This is a genomic window from Pedobacter cryophilus (genome assembly GCF_005116455.1).
Classification (GTDB): Bacteria; Bacteroidota; Bacteroidia; order Sphingobacteriales; family Sphingobacteriaceae; genus Pseudopedobacter; species Pseudopedobacter cryophilum.
In genome coordinates this window covers 657498-672673 of the sequence record NZ_SWBP01000002.1, presented here as the reverse complement: position 1 = coordinate 672673, position 15176 = coordinate 657498, and the positions used below count along the sequence as shown (strand labels likewise).

At 34.2% G+C, this 15176-nt stretch carries 9 protein-coding genes; 5 read left to right on the top strand and 4 right to left on the bottom strand.

The features are described 5' to 3' along the window. The first annotated feature begins 84 nt into the window (after positions 1 to 84). The 4 genes from FA046_RS08155 to FA046_RS08140 all read left to right on the top strand — a co-directional run bounded on the left by FA046_RS08155 (position 85) and on the right by FA046_RS08140 (position 6928). A complete protein-coding gene (locus FA046_RS08155) occupies positions 85 to 1632 on the top strand; it encodes a hypothetical protein (RefSeq protein WP_136825886.1) in 1548 nt (515 codons plus the stop codon). Positions 1633 to 1726: 94 nt separating this feature from the next. After that, complete coding sequence (locus FA046_RS08150; RefSeq protein ID WP_136825885.1) at positions 1727 to 3805, top strand: glycosyl hydrolase; 2079 nt, start codon at positions 1727 to 1729, stop codon at positions 3803 to 3805. Positions 3806 to 3902: 97 nt separating this feature from the next. Then, a complete protein-coding gene (locus FA046_RS08145) occupies positions 3903 to 4787 on the top strand; it encodes a glycoside hydrolase family 16 protein (protein WP_136825884.1) in 885 nt (294 codons plus the stop codon). 5 nt (positions 4788 to 4792) lie between these two features. Beyond that, positions 4793 to 6928 (top strand): glycosyl hydrolase, encoded by a 2136-nt coding sequence (locus FA046_RS08140; protein WP_136825883.1) that lies wholly within the window; start codon positions 4793 to 4795, stop codon positions 6926 to 6928. 203 nt (positions 6929 to 7131) lie between these two features. Here the strand turns inward: FA046_RS08140 and FA046_RS08135 are convergent, their stop codons facing one another. The 4 genes from FA046_RS08135 to FA046_RS08120 all read right to left on the bottom strand — a co-directional run bounded on the left by FA046_RS08135 (position 7132) and on the right by FA046_RS08120 (position 14409). Then, the gene (locus FA046_RS08135) at positions 7132 to 8583 is read right to left on the bottom strand and encodes a sulfatase (RefSeq protein ID WP_136825882.1); all 1452 of its coding nucleotides are present in this window, start codon (positions 8581 to 8583) and stop codon (positions 7132 to 7134) included. Positions 8584 to 8593: 10 nt separating this feature from the next. Then, on the bottom strand, positions 8594 to 9643 hold the full coding sequence (locus FA046_RS08130; RefSeq protein WP_136825881.1) for an alpha-L-fucosidase: 1050 nt from the start codon (positions 9641 to 9643) through the stop codon (positions 8594 to 8596). Between the two features lie 93 nt (positions 9644 to 9736). Next, positions 9737 to 11320: a RagB/SusD family nutrient uptake outer membrane protein gene (locus FA046_RS08125; protein WP_136825880.1), complete on the bottom strand. Its 1584-nt coding sequence runs from the start codon at positions 11318 to 11320 to the stop codon at positions 9737 to 9739. A 14-nt stretch (positions 11321 to 11334) separates the two neighbouring features. Then, positions 11335 to 14409: a SusC/RagA family TonB-linked outer membrane protein gene (locus tag FA046_RS08120; RefSeq protein WP_136825879.1), complete on the bottom strand. Its 3075-nt coding sequence runs from the start codon at positions 14407 to 14409 to the stop codon at positions 11335 to 11337. A 521-nt stretch (positions 14410 to 14930) separates the two neighbouring features. On the opposite strand from FA046_RS08120, the gene FA046_RS08115 reads away from it, so the two are divergent. Beyond that, positions 14931 to 15176 carry a hypothetical protein gene (locus FA046_RS08115; RefSeq protein WP_136825878.1) on the top strand — a complete coding sequence of 82 codons (246 nt, stop codon included), beginning with the start codon at positions 14931 to 14933 and terminating at the stop codon, positions 15174 to 15176.

Here is a 15176-nt window from a genome sequence, read left to right as displayed (position 1 = left end):
GTTTTACCTCCCTATTTTGACTTTAATAACCCCAATTGAAAATAGTGTTATCCATACTTTTACATTAACCAAATTATAAATAACATGAAAAAACTTTACTTCTCAATTCTAACAAGCTGTTTGCTATGCTTAAGCAGTATTGCACAAACTTTAATACCTGTTGGTAACGAGTTAATATTACCTCAATATGCTTACTATGGTGCTGCCTCAAACGCTAGGTTACACTATGCTTGTAGGTTAACTTTAACAGGCTTGTCAGCCAGTACAACCTACAGATATTCTACTGGAATATCAACTTCAGCGACAACACCACAAAACACGGCAAATCCTACTGCAGATACTTTTGCTCCAGGTCATTTTTATACAGTTAGTTCAACAGCTTTAATTGGCTATGCAACCCGTCAAGGGTTAAATGGTGCTATTGTAGGAACCAATGCCTTTTTAACAGGTGGAACTAATAATACCAACTACTACGGTCAGTTTACAACAGATGCAAGTGGTAATTACACAGGATGGTTTATGGCGATACCTACTGGGAGTGCTACTCATCACGGTACAGGAACATCAGAAGGTTACTTTTATGTACAGGTTGCTTCTGCAACTTCTCCTGGTCCACCAGCTGTATTCCCTTTTTTACCTGCTCTTTCTTTCAGAACCACTAATAAAATTAAATTATTAAATTATACCACAGATGCTGCAGGTGTAACTGCTCTTGTTGGTGATTCAAACGTAGGAGCTGAAAAATTTGTAAGCTTGTATGATAATGATGGTGCGACCGGAAGGCCTCTTTACACTACATTTACCGAAGATGATGCCATAAATATTTCTACTGCTACAACTGGCACCTCTAATTATGTCACTACAGGTTTAGCTTGGTCTACATGGTACAATTTGGTAGATGCAAATACAAATGGTTGGGGTGCGGTAATTCCTAATACCTTACCAAACGGTGTTAGAGTAATTAGATATACCAATATTGATGGTACTACTGCAGGAGCTGATAGAACAAGTCCAGATGGTGTTTTTGGAGCTGCTAGCACTGTTAATCCATCAGGAGGTACAACCGCAATTAATTTAGACCCAACAACATTACCCATTAGTTTAACTAGTTTCACTGGTGCAGCTAATGGTAACGGTGTAAGATTAAATTGGGTTACAGCAAGTGAAATTAGTAACCAATATTTTGAGATTTTAAGAGCTGGTGAAGACAGAAACTTTGTTTCTGTAGGTAGAGTAAATGGTGCAGGTAATTCTTCATCTTCTAAATCTTATTCCTTTGATGATAATAACCCAGCTAATGGCAATAATTATTACCAACTTAAGCAATATGATGTAGATGGTAAATCAACTTCTTTCGGTCCAGTTGCTGTGAGGTTTGGTTTAGCAGAAGATAGTTTCAGCATATTAAGCACTTCAGAATCATCCGTATCGGTAAGTATTTCATCATCTGTAGCTAAAAAAGGAGTAATTTCTTATTTAGGAGTAGATGGAAGAGTATTGTACAAACAACAAGTTGCTGTAGAAAGCGGTTTAAATACATTTAACATTCCGGTTGATAAATCAACAGGAATTATTGGTGTGATTAGTTTTTCATCTGGTGGGGAACAAAAAAGCTTAAAAATTTCTAGATAAACTGAAATTAAATTTAATGAAAATGGGATAAGCTAAACGCTTATCCCTTTTCTCTTTAATACAATCAGAAATATAACCATTAGCAAATTAATTTATGGCTTTAAGGCTTTCGTTTAAATATCTATTTCGCTCTCTAATCATCATTACTGCCCTACTTTTAAATATTAAGAGGTCAAGTGCCCAATTAACTATTTATCAAGGTTCGCAACAAACTGGCACATCTGCCACTTGTGTTGTTAGAACAATCTATTCTGGAACTTCTATTCCATCTAGTTTAGATAATCAAATTACCTCTATAAAATTGACTAAAGGTTTTATGGCTACGCTAGCAGAAAATGCAGATGGCAGCGGAAATTCTTATCCTTTTATGGCGGTTACTAATGATTTAAACATTGATTTAAATTCGAGTTTAGATAATAAAGTTTCTTTTATTAGGGTACTTCCTTTACAAAATACCTTAAAAAAAGGTGCTGGTTATAAATCTCCAGATGCGACCCCAAATGATAATACGGTAGTAGATCAATTAAATGTTTCATGGCTATATGATTGGGGGCCAAATGATGTTTCTACTTCTACTAGAGAATATGCTTTAATGGCTTGGGGCGCAGGTGCCGCCAATCAAACCAATGTTACCAATTATATTGCAAAAACAGATATTAATCATTTACTCTCCTTTAATGAGCCTGATAATAGTGCTCAATCTAACATAACTGTAGCAGATGCAGTGCCTTTACATAAAAATTTGGAGGCAACAGGTTATAGATTAGGCTCTCCAGCTACTGAAGAGCAAAATGCACAAACTGGTAGATGGTTAGGTAATTTTATGAATTTAGCCGAATCTAGTAATATAAGAGTAGATTATGTGGCCATCCATTGGTATGATTGGGGAGGGTGGTCAGGCACAATTCCAGGAAATGTAAGCCCAGATCCTCAGAATGTATTCTCTCGCTTTAAAGCTTATGTAAATAACATTTATAACACCTATAAAAAACCAATTTGGATTACCGAATTTAATGCCAATCGTAATACTACATCAGCAACGCATGTAGGTTTCATTAATTTAGCTTTGCCATGGTTAGAAGCACAACCTTTTATTGAGCGTTATGCATATTTCTTTCCGCCTACTTTACCTCCAGTTGATCCAATAAGTGGAAATTTAACTGCCGTAGGTACCGCATATAGTAATTTTAATGCTTCTTCTTTAGCAATTAAAAACAATTTTGATGGTGCACCAGATACACTTTCTTTAGAAGCAGAAAACGCTACTTTGGCAGGAATTACAACTACCTCAAATTGTACTTTTTCATCAGGTGGTAAAATTGTACCCGGTAGAACAGGTAGTACACAAAAAGTAACTTTTGAAAATATCTTTTCACCTTATGCAACCAACTATAAGCTTAGGATTTATTATTACTCAATTAATACGGCTAAAAATATCACTTATAAAATAAATGGTGGTACTGCAAATGTGGTTTCATTGGCTTCAACGGGTTCACAATTTTGTTTTGAAGGTGCTTCAGCCAGATTTCAAGATATTACCATCCCATTAACGATAGGAAACAACAGCATTGAATTTACCGAAACACCAATCTTAGATAGAATTCAAATTATCAAACTCCCACCAACAACCCTTCCTATTACCTTAACAAATTTTAGTGCCGAGGTAAAAGAATATGGCGTAAAACTAAACTGGCAAACCGCACAAGAAGTAAACAATCAATATTTTGAGCTTTTAAAAGCCGATGATAAAAAAGAATTTAAAGTATTAGCTCAAATTAAAGGAACTGGCAATTCTAATTCTCCAAAATTTTATTCTTTCGCTGATTTTAACCCTATTACGGGAACAAATTATTACCAATTGAAGCAGTATGATTTAGATGGAAAGTTTGAAACTTTTAATCCTATAGCGGTGAAATTTGGCTTAGCCGAAGATAATTTTAGTTTATTAAGCACTTCAGCATCATCAGTTTCTGTAAGTATTTCATCAGCAACAGCTAAAGAAGGTGTAATTTCTTATTTAGGTATTGATGGAAGAATTTTATACAAACAAAATATTTCTGTAAAAAGCGGCTTAAATACTTTTAACATTCCAGTAGATAAATCACAAGGGCAAATTGGTATCATCAGCTTTACAGCAGGTGGCGAACAAAAAACCCTAAAAGTTTCTAGATAAAAATAAAATAATTTGAAACAGGCTAAGGTAAAACACCTACCCTATTCTAAATAAAAAAACAAAACGTATTTGTTAAACTGCTTAAAAACCCATATTAATGCTAAAAATTAACCTTTATTGCACCACTATTTTAATATTAGCTGCCAATTTTTCTTATGGGCAAAAAGTTAAAGCTACACAACCAGACTTTACAGCTCCAACAACTATAAAAGGTTATCAATTAGTTTGGAATGATGAGTTTAACGAAAAAGGAAAACCAAACCCTGCCTTTTGGATTTCTGAAAACGGTTTTAAACGAAACAATGAGTTACAATGGTATCAAGAAGAAAATGCAAAATGTAAAGATGGTGTTTTAACCATTATGGCAAACAGAGAAAAATTTGATAATCCAAATTTTGACGCCAGTAGTAAAGACTGGAGATTGAATAGAAAATTTGTCAATTACACTTCTGCAAGTATCAATACAAAAGGCATAAAATCTTGGAAATACGGAAGGTTTGAAACCAGGGCTAAAATAGATTCTACTAAAGGATCATGGCCAGCTATTTGGACTTTAGGAAACGTTGGGCAATGGCCAGCAAATGGAGAGATTGATATTATGGAGTTTTATATCAAAGATATGAAGCAAAGTATTTTAGCCAATGCAGCTTGGCTCGGTGGCAACCTAAAACCTAAATGGAACAGTAAAGTAAAAGCACTCACTTATTTTTTAGAGAAAGACCCTAAGTGGTTAGATAAATTTCATGTATGGCGAATGGATTGGGATGAAGAAGCCATAAAAATTTATATCGATGATGAATTGATCAATGAAATATCAACAGCTAAAACCCTCAATCCTGATGGGACAAATCCTTTTCAACAAGAGCATTATTTTTTACTAAACTTAGCTATTGGCGGTATAAACGGTGGTAATCCTAAAGATTCAAAGTTTCCTATTACCTATCAGGTAGATTATGTGAGGGTTTATCAAAAGAATAAATAAGCTAAATGATAAAAAAACTAACAGTTGCAATTGTATTTCTAATCATCTGCAATTTTGCAAAAGCTCAATTAACAATTTATCAAAACATCAGTCAAGGAGGTTCAAGTCAAATTTGTGCTGCAAGTGGTTTGTATATAGGTGCTAATATACCCGGAGATCTTAACAACAAAATAAGATCTATAAAGCTAAATATGGGATACATGGCCACATTGGCTGAAAATGAAGACGGAACCGGAAAAAGCTTTAATTATATAGCTGTTACCAGTAACGTAATGGTTGATTTAGTAGCTGTTTTGCAAAATAGGGTATCTTTTATAAGGGTAATGCCCATAAGTAATATCACTAAGAAAGGAATGGGAGCTAAAGATAATAGTGTGATAGCAAATGTAAACCCGGCTTGGTTTTATGATTGGGGAGCTTTAGACGTGAGTACAACCAATACAGAGTTTGTACCTATGGCTTGGAATATAAATTTGGCTAATAACTTTTTGAATTTAAATACTTACCCAACCAGAACAGATGTTAATACCTTATTAGCTTTTAATGAACCTGATGGTACTTCACAGGCGAATATTCCAGATGTAAATGTTGCATTACCTGTGTATAAAAATTTATTAAGAACAGGTTACAGGATGGGCTCACCAGCAACAAAAGAAGAAAATTGGAACAATTGGTTGTCTGATTTTACAACAATTGCATCAGCTGATGATGCCAGAATAGATTTTGTAGCCATACATTGGTATGATTGGGGTAATTGGTCATCTTCAACAAATGCCAACCCAGATCCTGAACAAGTATTAACTAGGTTTAAAAATTATATTAATGCAGTATATGCTCTCTATAAAAAACCAATTTGGATAACTGAGTTTAATGCCAATGTAAACAGGCCATCTGCTGTACAAGATGCTTTTATGAGATTAGCATTGCCTTATTTAGAAAGCGATAATAGAATAGAGCGATATGCCTATTTTTTTGAAACTAATTTTCCTGCAGCGGTAAATGGCACTCTTACTACTGTGGGGCAAACTTATAAAGACCATGTATCTACCGCTAGTTTAACTGCTAACGTTGTAGATACAAGATCAACCAATATTGTATCTTCTACAGATAATTTGGTTTTTAACGGAGATTTTGAAGATGCTACTTCTTACACTAATGGTTGGACATTAAGTACTGCAGACTTTGCTAAGGAAACTACGAATAATATTACTAATTCAACTGTAAGATTTACTAATGTAAATGGCAACTCTAATATTAGATCAAATGCGATTACTGTAGTACCAGGTAAAACTTATCAATTGCAATTTACAGCAAGAATACAATCTGCTGTAGGGCCAAGTGGAAGCACAGGACCAACAAGAGGTGGAGTTTTTAGTGCCGAAATTTTAAATGGCAGTAATTCCGCAGCTACTACGTTTACACCTTTAACAACTACATCATCAACTAATACTATACTTTTTGCTACTTACACTGTACCTGCAGCTCAAACATCTATAAGATTAAGGTTTACTAAAACAGCAGATATAGCTTATTTAGATGATGTTTCTTTAGTTGAGGTAAGTACCTTACCCATTAACATATTAACCTTTGCCGGAAATGCGGTTAACGATGGGGTGAAAATTAACTGGCAAACCAGTAGTGAAGTAAATAATGAAAAGTTTATATTATATAGGAGTTCAAACGGAAAGGATTTTAGCCCGATTGCCACAATTAATGGCTCGGGAAATTCTTCTAAAATAATCAGCTATAATTATTTGGATAGATTCCCTGCAAACGGAGTAAATTATTATCAACTTTCTCAAACAGATTTTGATGGTAAATCAGAAAATTTTTCTCCTATTGTAGTGCATTTTAAACTGGAAGATTTAGCCGATCATTTAAAAATATATAGTGATTCTAAAGCAACTCAAATTGGTTTAGATTGGAGTAATGAAGAGACGGTTACTGCTAGTGTTTTTGATTTAAGTGGAAAAAAAATCTTTACAGATAAAGTCAATCTACAAAACGGAAAGAATTTAGTTAATCTAGATACTGCTAGTAAGTTAGAGTCCAATCAAATTTATATCCTTACCATTAGTGGTGGAGAGAGAAATATTGCAGCGAAATTTTTGGTAAAAAAAAAGGAAATTAGCACTCCATAATATATTTTGTATATCGCTGTTAAATATCAATAGATTGCATTTTGAACTTATTAATAAGGTGAATTTGTAATCCACTTAGGCATTTAAGATCACCTATGATTAGTTTAAGCGGATTAAAATCCTTTTTTATTTGTTAGTTCGAGATGCGCTAAAGCTAACATCTCGAATAGCGAATTTTTCATTTCACGTAAGAATAATCTTTTTTACTTAGCCACATAAGCAGGATTTTTCTCAGGAAATAAAGCTTGCTCATTTTTAAGCCATTTATCTAATTGCTTTGCTAAGCTTTTGGCAATTTTAGGTTCTTGCTCTATCAGATTTTTTTGCTCACCAATGTCGTTTTTTAAATTAAATAGCTCATCTTTTCCGCTTTCATACCATCTAATCAACTTCCAATCTCCTTTTCTAATGGCCGAACCTGGGCTGCCGCCTTGGTTACTATAATGCGGATAATGCCAAAACAAAGCTCTTTCTTTTAATGATTTGCCTTGTAAAAGCGGTAAAATATTGGCGCTTCCTGTATGTTGTTTAGAAATGAAAGGGAGCTTTGCAGCCGATAAAAGTGTAGCGTAAAAATCGTTGCTAATTACAGGCGTTTGGTTGATGCTTCCGGCTTTAATCACTTTAGGCCATTTTACTAACAAAGGTTCTCTTATTCCACCTTCATACAACCAGCCTTTTCCTGCTCTTAAAGGTAAATTTGATGTCGGTGTGCCCTCATTTATGGCTAATCCGCCATTATCAGAAAAGAAAATAATGATGGTATTATCATCTATTTTAAGCTCTTTTAGTTTTTGAAGAACTTTACCCACCGCTAAATCCATCCCTTCAACCACGGCAGCATAAGTAGCATGGCTTTGATTTAACCTTACTTTAAATTTTCCTTCTACACCAAACTCATCTTTTAAATTTAAAGCCTTTCGCTTTGCCTCATATTTCTCTAACAAATCTTTTCTCCCTGCTAAAGGGTTATGAACAGAGTAGAAAGATAACATCGCAAAAAAAGGTTCATTTACATTAGCCTCCATAAATTGATTGGTCTCATTGGCTAACCTATCTGGTAAATGCTCCCCTACTGGCCCATCGCTTAAACGAGGATTTTTATAAGGTGAAAAATAGCTTTTGGGGCTACCGCTAAAATATCCGCCTTTGTTGATATTAAATCCTTGATGCTCTGGCCAAAACTCTTCGGTTTCGCCCAAATGCCATTTACCAGCAAAAAAAGTTTGATAACCACCCTTTTTTAAAGCCTCGGCTAAAGTGGTTTCTGCTAAAGGTAAATTTTCTTGATATGCCGCAGATAATAATGGGTTTGTTGATTTTGTTTTATCGTTTTTTAATTCCTCATCAGGTTGGGGTGCGCCAAACCAATTTGTGGCTTGTAAACTGGTGGGATATTTTCCACTCATAATACTTGCTCTGGTAGGCGAACAAACTGGGTTAGCCGCATAAGCTTGTGTAAAAAGCATCCCTTCTTGGGCCAATTTTTTAATATTTGGAGTTTCGTAAAACTTACTCCCATAAGGTTCTGTATCTGCCCAGCCTAAATCATCTACTAAAAAGAAAATGACATTGGGCTTTTTGAAATTTTCTTGAGCTATAATTTGGAGCCCGCAAAAACTAAAAAATGCAAAAATTAGAATTGCTTTTTTCATATTATTTTAATTAATCATTCTTTAACATTTCACCAACTTTCAACAATATCCTCACACTTTCTTTAGGCACTTTTCCGGTTCCATCTGGTCCAATATTTAGCAAAAGATTTCCTCCTGTATTGTTTATACTTTTTAGTTTATTATAAACTTCTTCGGGTTGCTTCCAATTGGTATCAGCGGCTTTAAAACCCCAATTATCATTTAAAGTATAACACGCTTCCCATTTGTAATCTACTGCTTTGTCAAAATGAGTTTGCTCTGGTGTACCATAATCTTTTAAAAATAATTTCCTTTTAGCAACCCTGTTATTAATAATGATACTTGGTTTTAATCCTCTGATGTAGTTATACAAATCAATACCATCATTATTAGTCCACCAATTTGCCCAATCACCATCAAACCAAATTAAATCAGTATCGTAGCGGTCAACCAATTCTTTAATCTGATTCTTCATATAAGTTACGTATTCGGCTTTTTTACCCTCTTTCATCTTGTTATTAGCCCAAGGTGTTTCGGCATCTTTACCATTTACATTTCTTTCTTGAGAAGGATGATGCCAATCGAAAATGCTATAATAAGTCCCGAATCTGATTCCGTTTTTCTTACAAGCTTCACTCAATTCTTTTAAAATGTCTCTTTTAAAAGGAGTGCTGCCAACATCAAAACTAGTGTATTTACTATCCCAAAGGCAAAAGCCTTCGTGGTGTTTTGTGGTAATCACAATGTATTTCATCCCAGCTTTTTTTGCTGTTTTTACAATCGCATCAGCGTTAAAATTTGTGGGGTTAAAAGAATGTGCTAATAGAGCATATTCTTGAGGAGAAATATCGGCATTAGCTTGAATCCACTCGGCATATTTAGGAATATTTTCTCCTTTCCAAACGCCACCTAGCTGGCTGTATAAACCAAAATGGATAAACATGCCATATTTAGCATCAGTAAACCATTGCATGCGGTTTTCAAACTCTGGTTTAGATTCTTTGACAAGCGATATTTCTTGTGCAGATACGATTTGTATAAACACTAATGACAAGAAAAGAGTATGGAGTATTTTTTTCATTTAAAGATTTTATAAAATAGCTATTTGGGATAAAACAATAAATCCGAAACTTAAAAAGCTTCGGATTTACTGGTTAATTAATTGAATTTATTATTACCAAGGGGCATTTTGACCTCCAATATTTTTATTTCTATTTAGTTCATCTGTAGGAATAGGAAAGGTTTCTGACCTTAACCCATTGTATGTTGGATTATATGCACTTAATTTAGGCACTAAATCTCTATCTGCAATCATTCTTGCATAAGCTTCTTGCACTTTTCCCCAACGTTTTAAGTCAAAAAAGCGTAAGCCCTCAAAAGCCATTTCAACTCTTCTTTCATGTCTTAAAACATTTGTTAATTGAGTTTGATTTAAGTTAGCACCTTCTACAGCTTGTACAGTTGGCATACTTACTCTCGCTCTTACTTGGTTAATAAGTGAATATATTTCTGGGTTTGTAGGATCAGATTCTATTAAAGCCTCTGCTCTCATTAATAAAATATCGGCATATCTTAGGATATAAAAATCTTGAGATTGTGCACCTGCAGCATTAGTACCCAAAGGAGAAGTTTTAGTGTGAACATATTTTCTTTGACCATAACCTGTAAGGCCAGAGGCGCTATTTGCCGTAAATGTCGCATTTTGCCCATTTGGCATTACAGCAAAAACATCACCATAAAACCAAACAGAAGCCGTTAAACGAGGGTCTCTATTTAATTTTTGAGTTGCTGAAGGAGCAGTATTTGGTATGTTAACAGGTTGACCTGTGGTAGAATAATATTCTCTAATTAGATTTGGCATTGGCTGGCAGTTAACCTTTGGTTGCCCCAAAAAAGTACTTGCAAATGTTTCTCCAGTATTAAAACCAGCAGCTTCTTGAAACCTTACAGAAAACACAATCTCTTTGGTATTCTCGCCAGCTTCGGTAAATATGGTGGTGTAGGGTGTACTTAAATCATATCTGTTTAAATCCATCACAGATTTAGCAGCAGCAGCAGCTTCTGGATATTTTTTATTAAATAATTGTACACGAGCCAATAAACCAAATGCAGCACCTTTGGTTGCATAACCAAACTGTTCTGCAGGAACAGTGGCGGGTAAATTAGCTGTTGCATACTCTAAATCTAATATGACTTGATTAAGAATTTCTTGCTGGGTATTTTTTGGCACAAAAGCTTCTTCTAGTTTTTGAGGCGTTGTAATTAGTGGTGCATTTACATAATAAACAGCAACATTAAAATAAAATAATGCTCTTAAAAAATGTGCTTGGGCCAGTAAGTTTAGTCTAGTAGCTTCAGAAATTTTGCTCGCATCCATTTTTCCGATATTAAAAATAGCTTGATTACTTCTTACCACACCTCTATAATTTGAAGCCCAAAAATCTCTAAAAAAATTTTGTACTGCTACCGAAATATTACCTTCTACATAAAAACCTGGTCCTTCAAATTTATAACCGTTGTAAACATTATCAGTAAAGCCATCATAATTAGGTAAGCCTGCTGGCCCATTCAGGTTTCCACTGTACAATACTCTATCTTGCAGCACATCATAAATTCCATTAACACCTAATTGGGCATCAGCAGCATTTAGCCAAAAATTATCTTCTGCTAATTGGGTAAGTGAAGATCTATCTAAGAAATCTTTTTTACATCCTGTAAAGAAAATTACACTCAATATTAATATATATATCTTTTTCATAACAATTTTATCAATTATAAAGTAAAGTTTAAACCTCCGGTAAATGACTTGTATAGAGGCACCAATCTGGCATTTGAATTGGCCGCTCGCTCTGGATCATAGTTTTCCATTTCAGTAAAGGTTAATAAGTTTTGCCCTGATACAAAGAACCTTAAACCACTAATTTTCATTTTGGTGGTTAATTTTTTAGGTAAATCATACCCAAGCTCTACATTTCTTAATCTTAAATAAGAAGCATCTTGAATGTAGAAGGTAGAGGTGTTATCATTATTAACACCACCCAAACGAGGTAAAGTAGTACTTGGGCTTTCTGGCGTCCATCTACCTCTCCAGTAATCTAAGGCATTATCTCTATCACTTACCAAAGGCTCTGCACCACCCAATTTTAAAAGTCTATCTACATTAGCAACACCTTGTACAGCAACTGATAAACTAAACCCTTTATAATTCAAGCTAGAATTTAAACCATACAACCAAATTGGGTATGGATTGCCTATTACTGTACGGTCATTATCATCTATTACACCATCAGGAACACCATTAGGACCACTTACATCTGCATATTTAATATCACCTGCAGCAGTTCTTGAGTTACCATATTGTACTGGTGAAGCAGCTACTTCAGCAGCATCTTGAAAAATACCTATCATTCGAAGTCCATAGTAGGAATTAAATGGATCTCCTGCTCTAATAATATTAGTATTATTGATAGTTTGAACACCATTACCTAAATCAGTTACCCTGTTTTTAGCGTTTTTGGTAACATTTAAACCTACGTTATAACTTACAGATCTTTTACTTTTATGGGTGTAGTTTAAGTTAAGCTCCAAACCTTTATTAACCATACTTGCCGAATTTTGCGCAGCTAAACTATTTACGCCTAATGTTAATGGGATGGGGAAATTAGTATATAAAATATCGTAACTATTTCTGTTAAAATAATCAGCTTCTAAGGATAATTTATTTTTGAAGAAAGAAGCGTCTAAACCTATATCATACTGCTCTGTGGTTTCCCATTTAATAGTTGGATTAGCTAAGGATGTTAAAGCCACACCACTAACAATGGAATTCCCTAAAACATAATCTAAACCAGCATTATAGGTCTGAGAAAAGATATAATTTCCAATTCCATTATTACCAGTTCTTCCCCAACTCCCTCTTAATTTAAGATTGGTTAAAAAGTTACCTTCTAATATTTTACTCATGAATTTTTCTTGAGAAATTCTCCATCCGGCAGAAACGGAAGGGAAAACACCATATCTATTTGATGGATTAAATTTAGAAGAACCATCTCTTCTTACATTTACCTCAAAAAGATATTTCTCGTTAAAATTATAATTCATACGCCCAAATACAGATTGAATGGCATTTTCACTTGCACCATTACCCTCTACTGTTGGGGGTAAAGAAGCACCACCTTCAAACTCTTGAATGGCATTTGAAGGGAATTTTGATTGAGATGCACTAAATCCGTCGTTTTTAGCATAAACAGTGGAGTAACCTAGCAAGAAATTGAAATTGTTTTTCTTGTATTTTGTATTATATCTTAACAAGTTTTCATTTAAAATACGGTAATTAAAAATACTGTTATTTTCTAATCTATTCACCGCTGTTGTAACCACTAAATCATCTTGATCAACGTTTACCGGTCTAAAATCTGATCTGTTTATAAAATCGGCACTTAAAGTAATGGCAGATTCAAAACTTAAGGTCTTTAAAATATTGGCTCTAAAAAAGGATCTATTACTAAATTGGAAATCATTTGAACGATATTCTCCAGTTACACCAGTTCTTACAAAATTAAATTCTACAGGATAAGAAGCATTAGCATTTCCTATGGCTCCATCCGAAAAACCGGCTCCGCCTGTTGCATTATATAGAGGTATTGTTGGGGCATTTCTAGAAAAAGAGCTGATGATATCATTTACAGACCCTAATCCTCCTGTTGGAGCATCAATTTTTTGGTAATTAGACGTCAAATTATTTCCTATTGCTAACCACTTTTTAGGCTGGGAGTTTAAGTTTGCCCTAAAATTGTATCTATCAACATTATAATTACCTTTTACTATGGCATCTTGTGTTAAATAACTTAAAGAAATTCTATATCTAGTTTCACCTTTTCCGCCAGATAAAGCAACAAAATGATTTTGAGTAACCGCTTTCTGTAATGATGCTTCTGCCCAATTGGTATTTGCAAAAGTAAACGGAGATGTTTCTGTTAAAATTAATTGAATTTGAGGATCAGTATATCTGGGATTAAAAGCCCTACCATCAGCTAGGTTTTTATATTTTTCGTTTGTTAAATTGGCATAATTAAGCGCATCTAAAAATCTAGGTACTACTGTTGGTGTTTGAGTACCTACGTAATTGTTGTATTCTATTTTAAACGAGTCGCCATTACCTTGTTTAGTAGTAATTACAATTACTCCGTTTGCCCCCCTAGCTCCGTAAATTGCACCGGCAGAAGCATCTTTTAAAACAGTAATTGTTTCAATATCTGAGGGAGCTAATCGGTTAAATTCATTTAATCCATCAAATTGCATCCCGTCTATCACTACTAATGGTGATGCATTTCCAAATGTACCTAAGCCTCTAATGGTGATATCAGAACCATCCTGCCCTGCTAAACCATTTCCTTGAGTAAGTTGAACTCCAGAAAATTTACCATACATTAATTGAGCTGTATTGGTGACAGGGGTATTTACCGCACTATCTAGCCTTAACGTTTGTACAGAACCCGTAAGATTCACCTTTTTTTGCGACCCATAACCTACTATAGCTACTTCTTCTAAAAGAGTATTTGAAACAATTAAGCTTACGTTTATTGTTTTTTGATTTCCAACGGTGATATTCTTGGTTTCAAAACCTAGAAAAGAAAATATCAAAATGTCAGTGGGTTTTGCGGAGATTTTGAAGGTACCATCGAGATTGGTTGTTGTGCTCAAATCTGATTTGTAAACTTTAACACCCACTCCTGGCAGCGGTAGTTTATCGTCATCAGAAATTACTTTACCAGTTATTACGCTTTGCTGCGCAACTGATAATTTACACGCAACTAAAAGCAACAGTAAAAATGTAGAAAATTTCATACTTAAGTTAATTAGTTTATTAATTGGTTTATTGGTTAAGTAAACCTAGAAATAGTCTTTCAAATATTTATCTCCTGATGGCGAAATGAAACGTTTTATCCCTGATTTTGAATGGAAAATCCCCCTTTAAGAATACGTTTTAAATGCTCCTACTATTCTGAGGTTGTTTATTTTAATTTTTCGTAAAAGTTAAAACAATATAATGGGATTTTTTTTTAATAGCTCTTTGGGTAAGCTGCAATCTTTTTTTAATCTCTTCTAAATCGTATAAATATTAATGCTTTTATTATTCATCTGCTTTCCCTTCTTATACAACGAGTATATTTTTTGAGCACAACAATTTTAAAGGGGAATAATAGTTTAAGGAGGAAAGATTCATTCATCTGGTTTTACTCGATTTTAATGAGTAGTTGAATGACCTTGTTGTTTGGTTAAGTTTGGTTTGATGAACGGTTATAAACAGTTAATTGTTCATAAATAAAAATTCCAAATATCAATATCCTTAATATATTCGTCACCATATGTCAACGCTTTTACGAATCACACATCAAGATCAAGATTATATTTTTAAGGTTCTTACTGAAAAACCTTCCCATCAAACTGTATTAGAGATTTTCTTAGCAGGACAAACTTTTGAATTCTATCGTCAAGGTCATCAATGGTTAATTTCAGACGCAGAGCAAAATGACATTAACTATGAATTATTAAAAGCCATTGGAAAAGCATTGGCTTTGCGTTTCCGTAGCTCTACTTCCATTCCTATTTAG

Excerpts from the sequence above, each read along its gene's own strand:
- FA046_RS08145 (WP_136825884.1), top strand. The coding sequence starts at position 3,903 with ATGCTAAAAATTAACCTTTATTGCACCACTATTTTAATATTAGCTGCC.
- FA046_RS08115 (WP_136825878.1), top strand. The coding sequence starts at position 14,931 with ATGTCAACGCTTTTACGAATCACACATCAAGATCAAGATTATATTTTT.
- FA046_RS08140 (WP_136825883.1), top strand. The coding sequence starts at position 4,793 with ATGATAAAAAAACTAACAGTTGCAATTGTATTTCTAATCATCTGCAAT.
- FA046_RS08125 (WP_136825880.1), bottom strand. The coding sequence starts at position 11,320 with ATGAAAAAGATATATATATTAATATTGAGTGTAATTTTCTTTACAGGA.
- FA046_RS08155 (WP_136825886.1), top strand. The coding sequence starts at position 85 with ATGAAAAAACTTTACTTCTCAATTCTAACAAGCTGTTTGCTATGCTTA.
- FA046_RS08135 (WP_136825882.1), bottom strand. The coding sequence starts at position 8,583 with ATGAAAAAAGCAATTCTAATTTTTGCATTTTTTAGTTTTTGCGGGCTC.
- FA046_RS08120 (WP_136825879.1), bottom strand. The coding sequence starts at position 14,409 with ATGAAATTTTCTACATTTTTACTGTTGCTTTTAGTTGCGTGTAAATTA.
- FA046_RS08150 (WP_136825885.1), top strand. The coding sequence starts at position 1,727 with ATGGCTTTAAGGCTTTCGTTTAAATATCTATTTCGCTCTCTAATCATC.
- FA046_RS08130 (WP_136825881.1), bottom strand. The coding sequence starts at position 9,643 with ATGAAAAAAATACTCCATACTCTTTTCTTGTCATTAGTGTTTATACAA.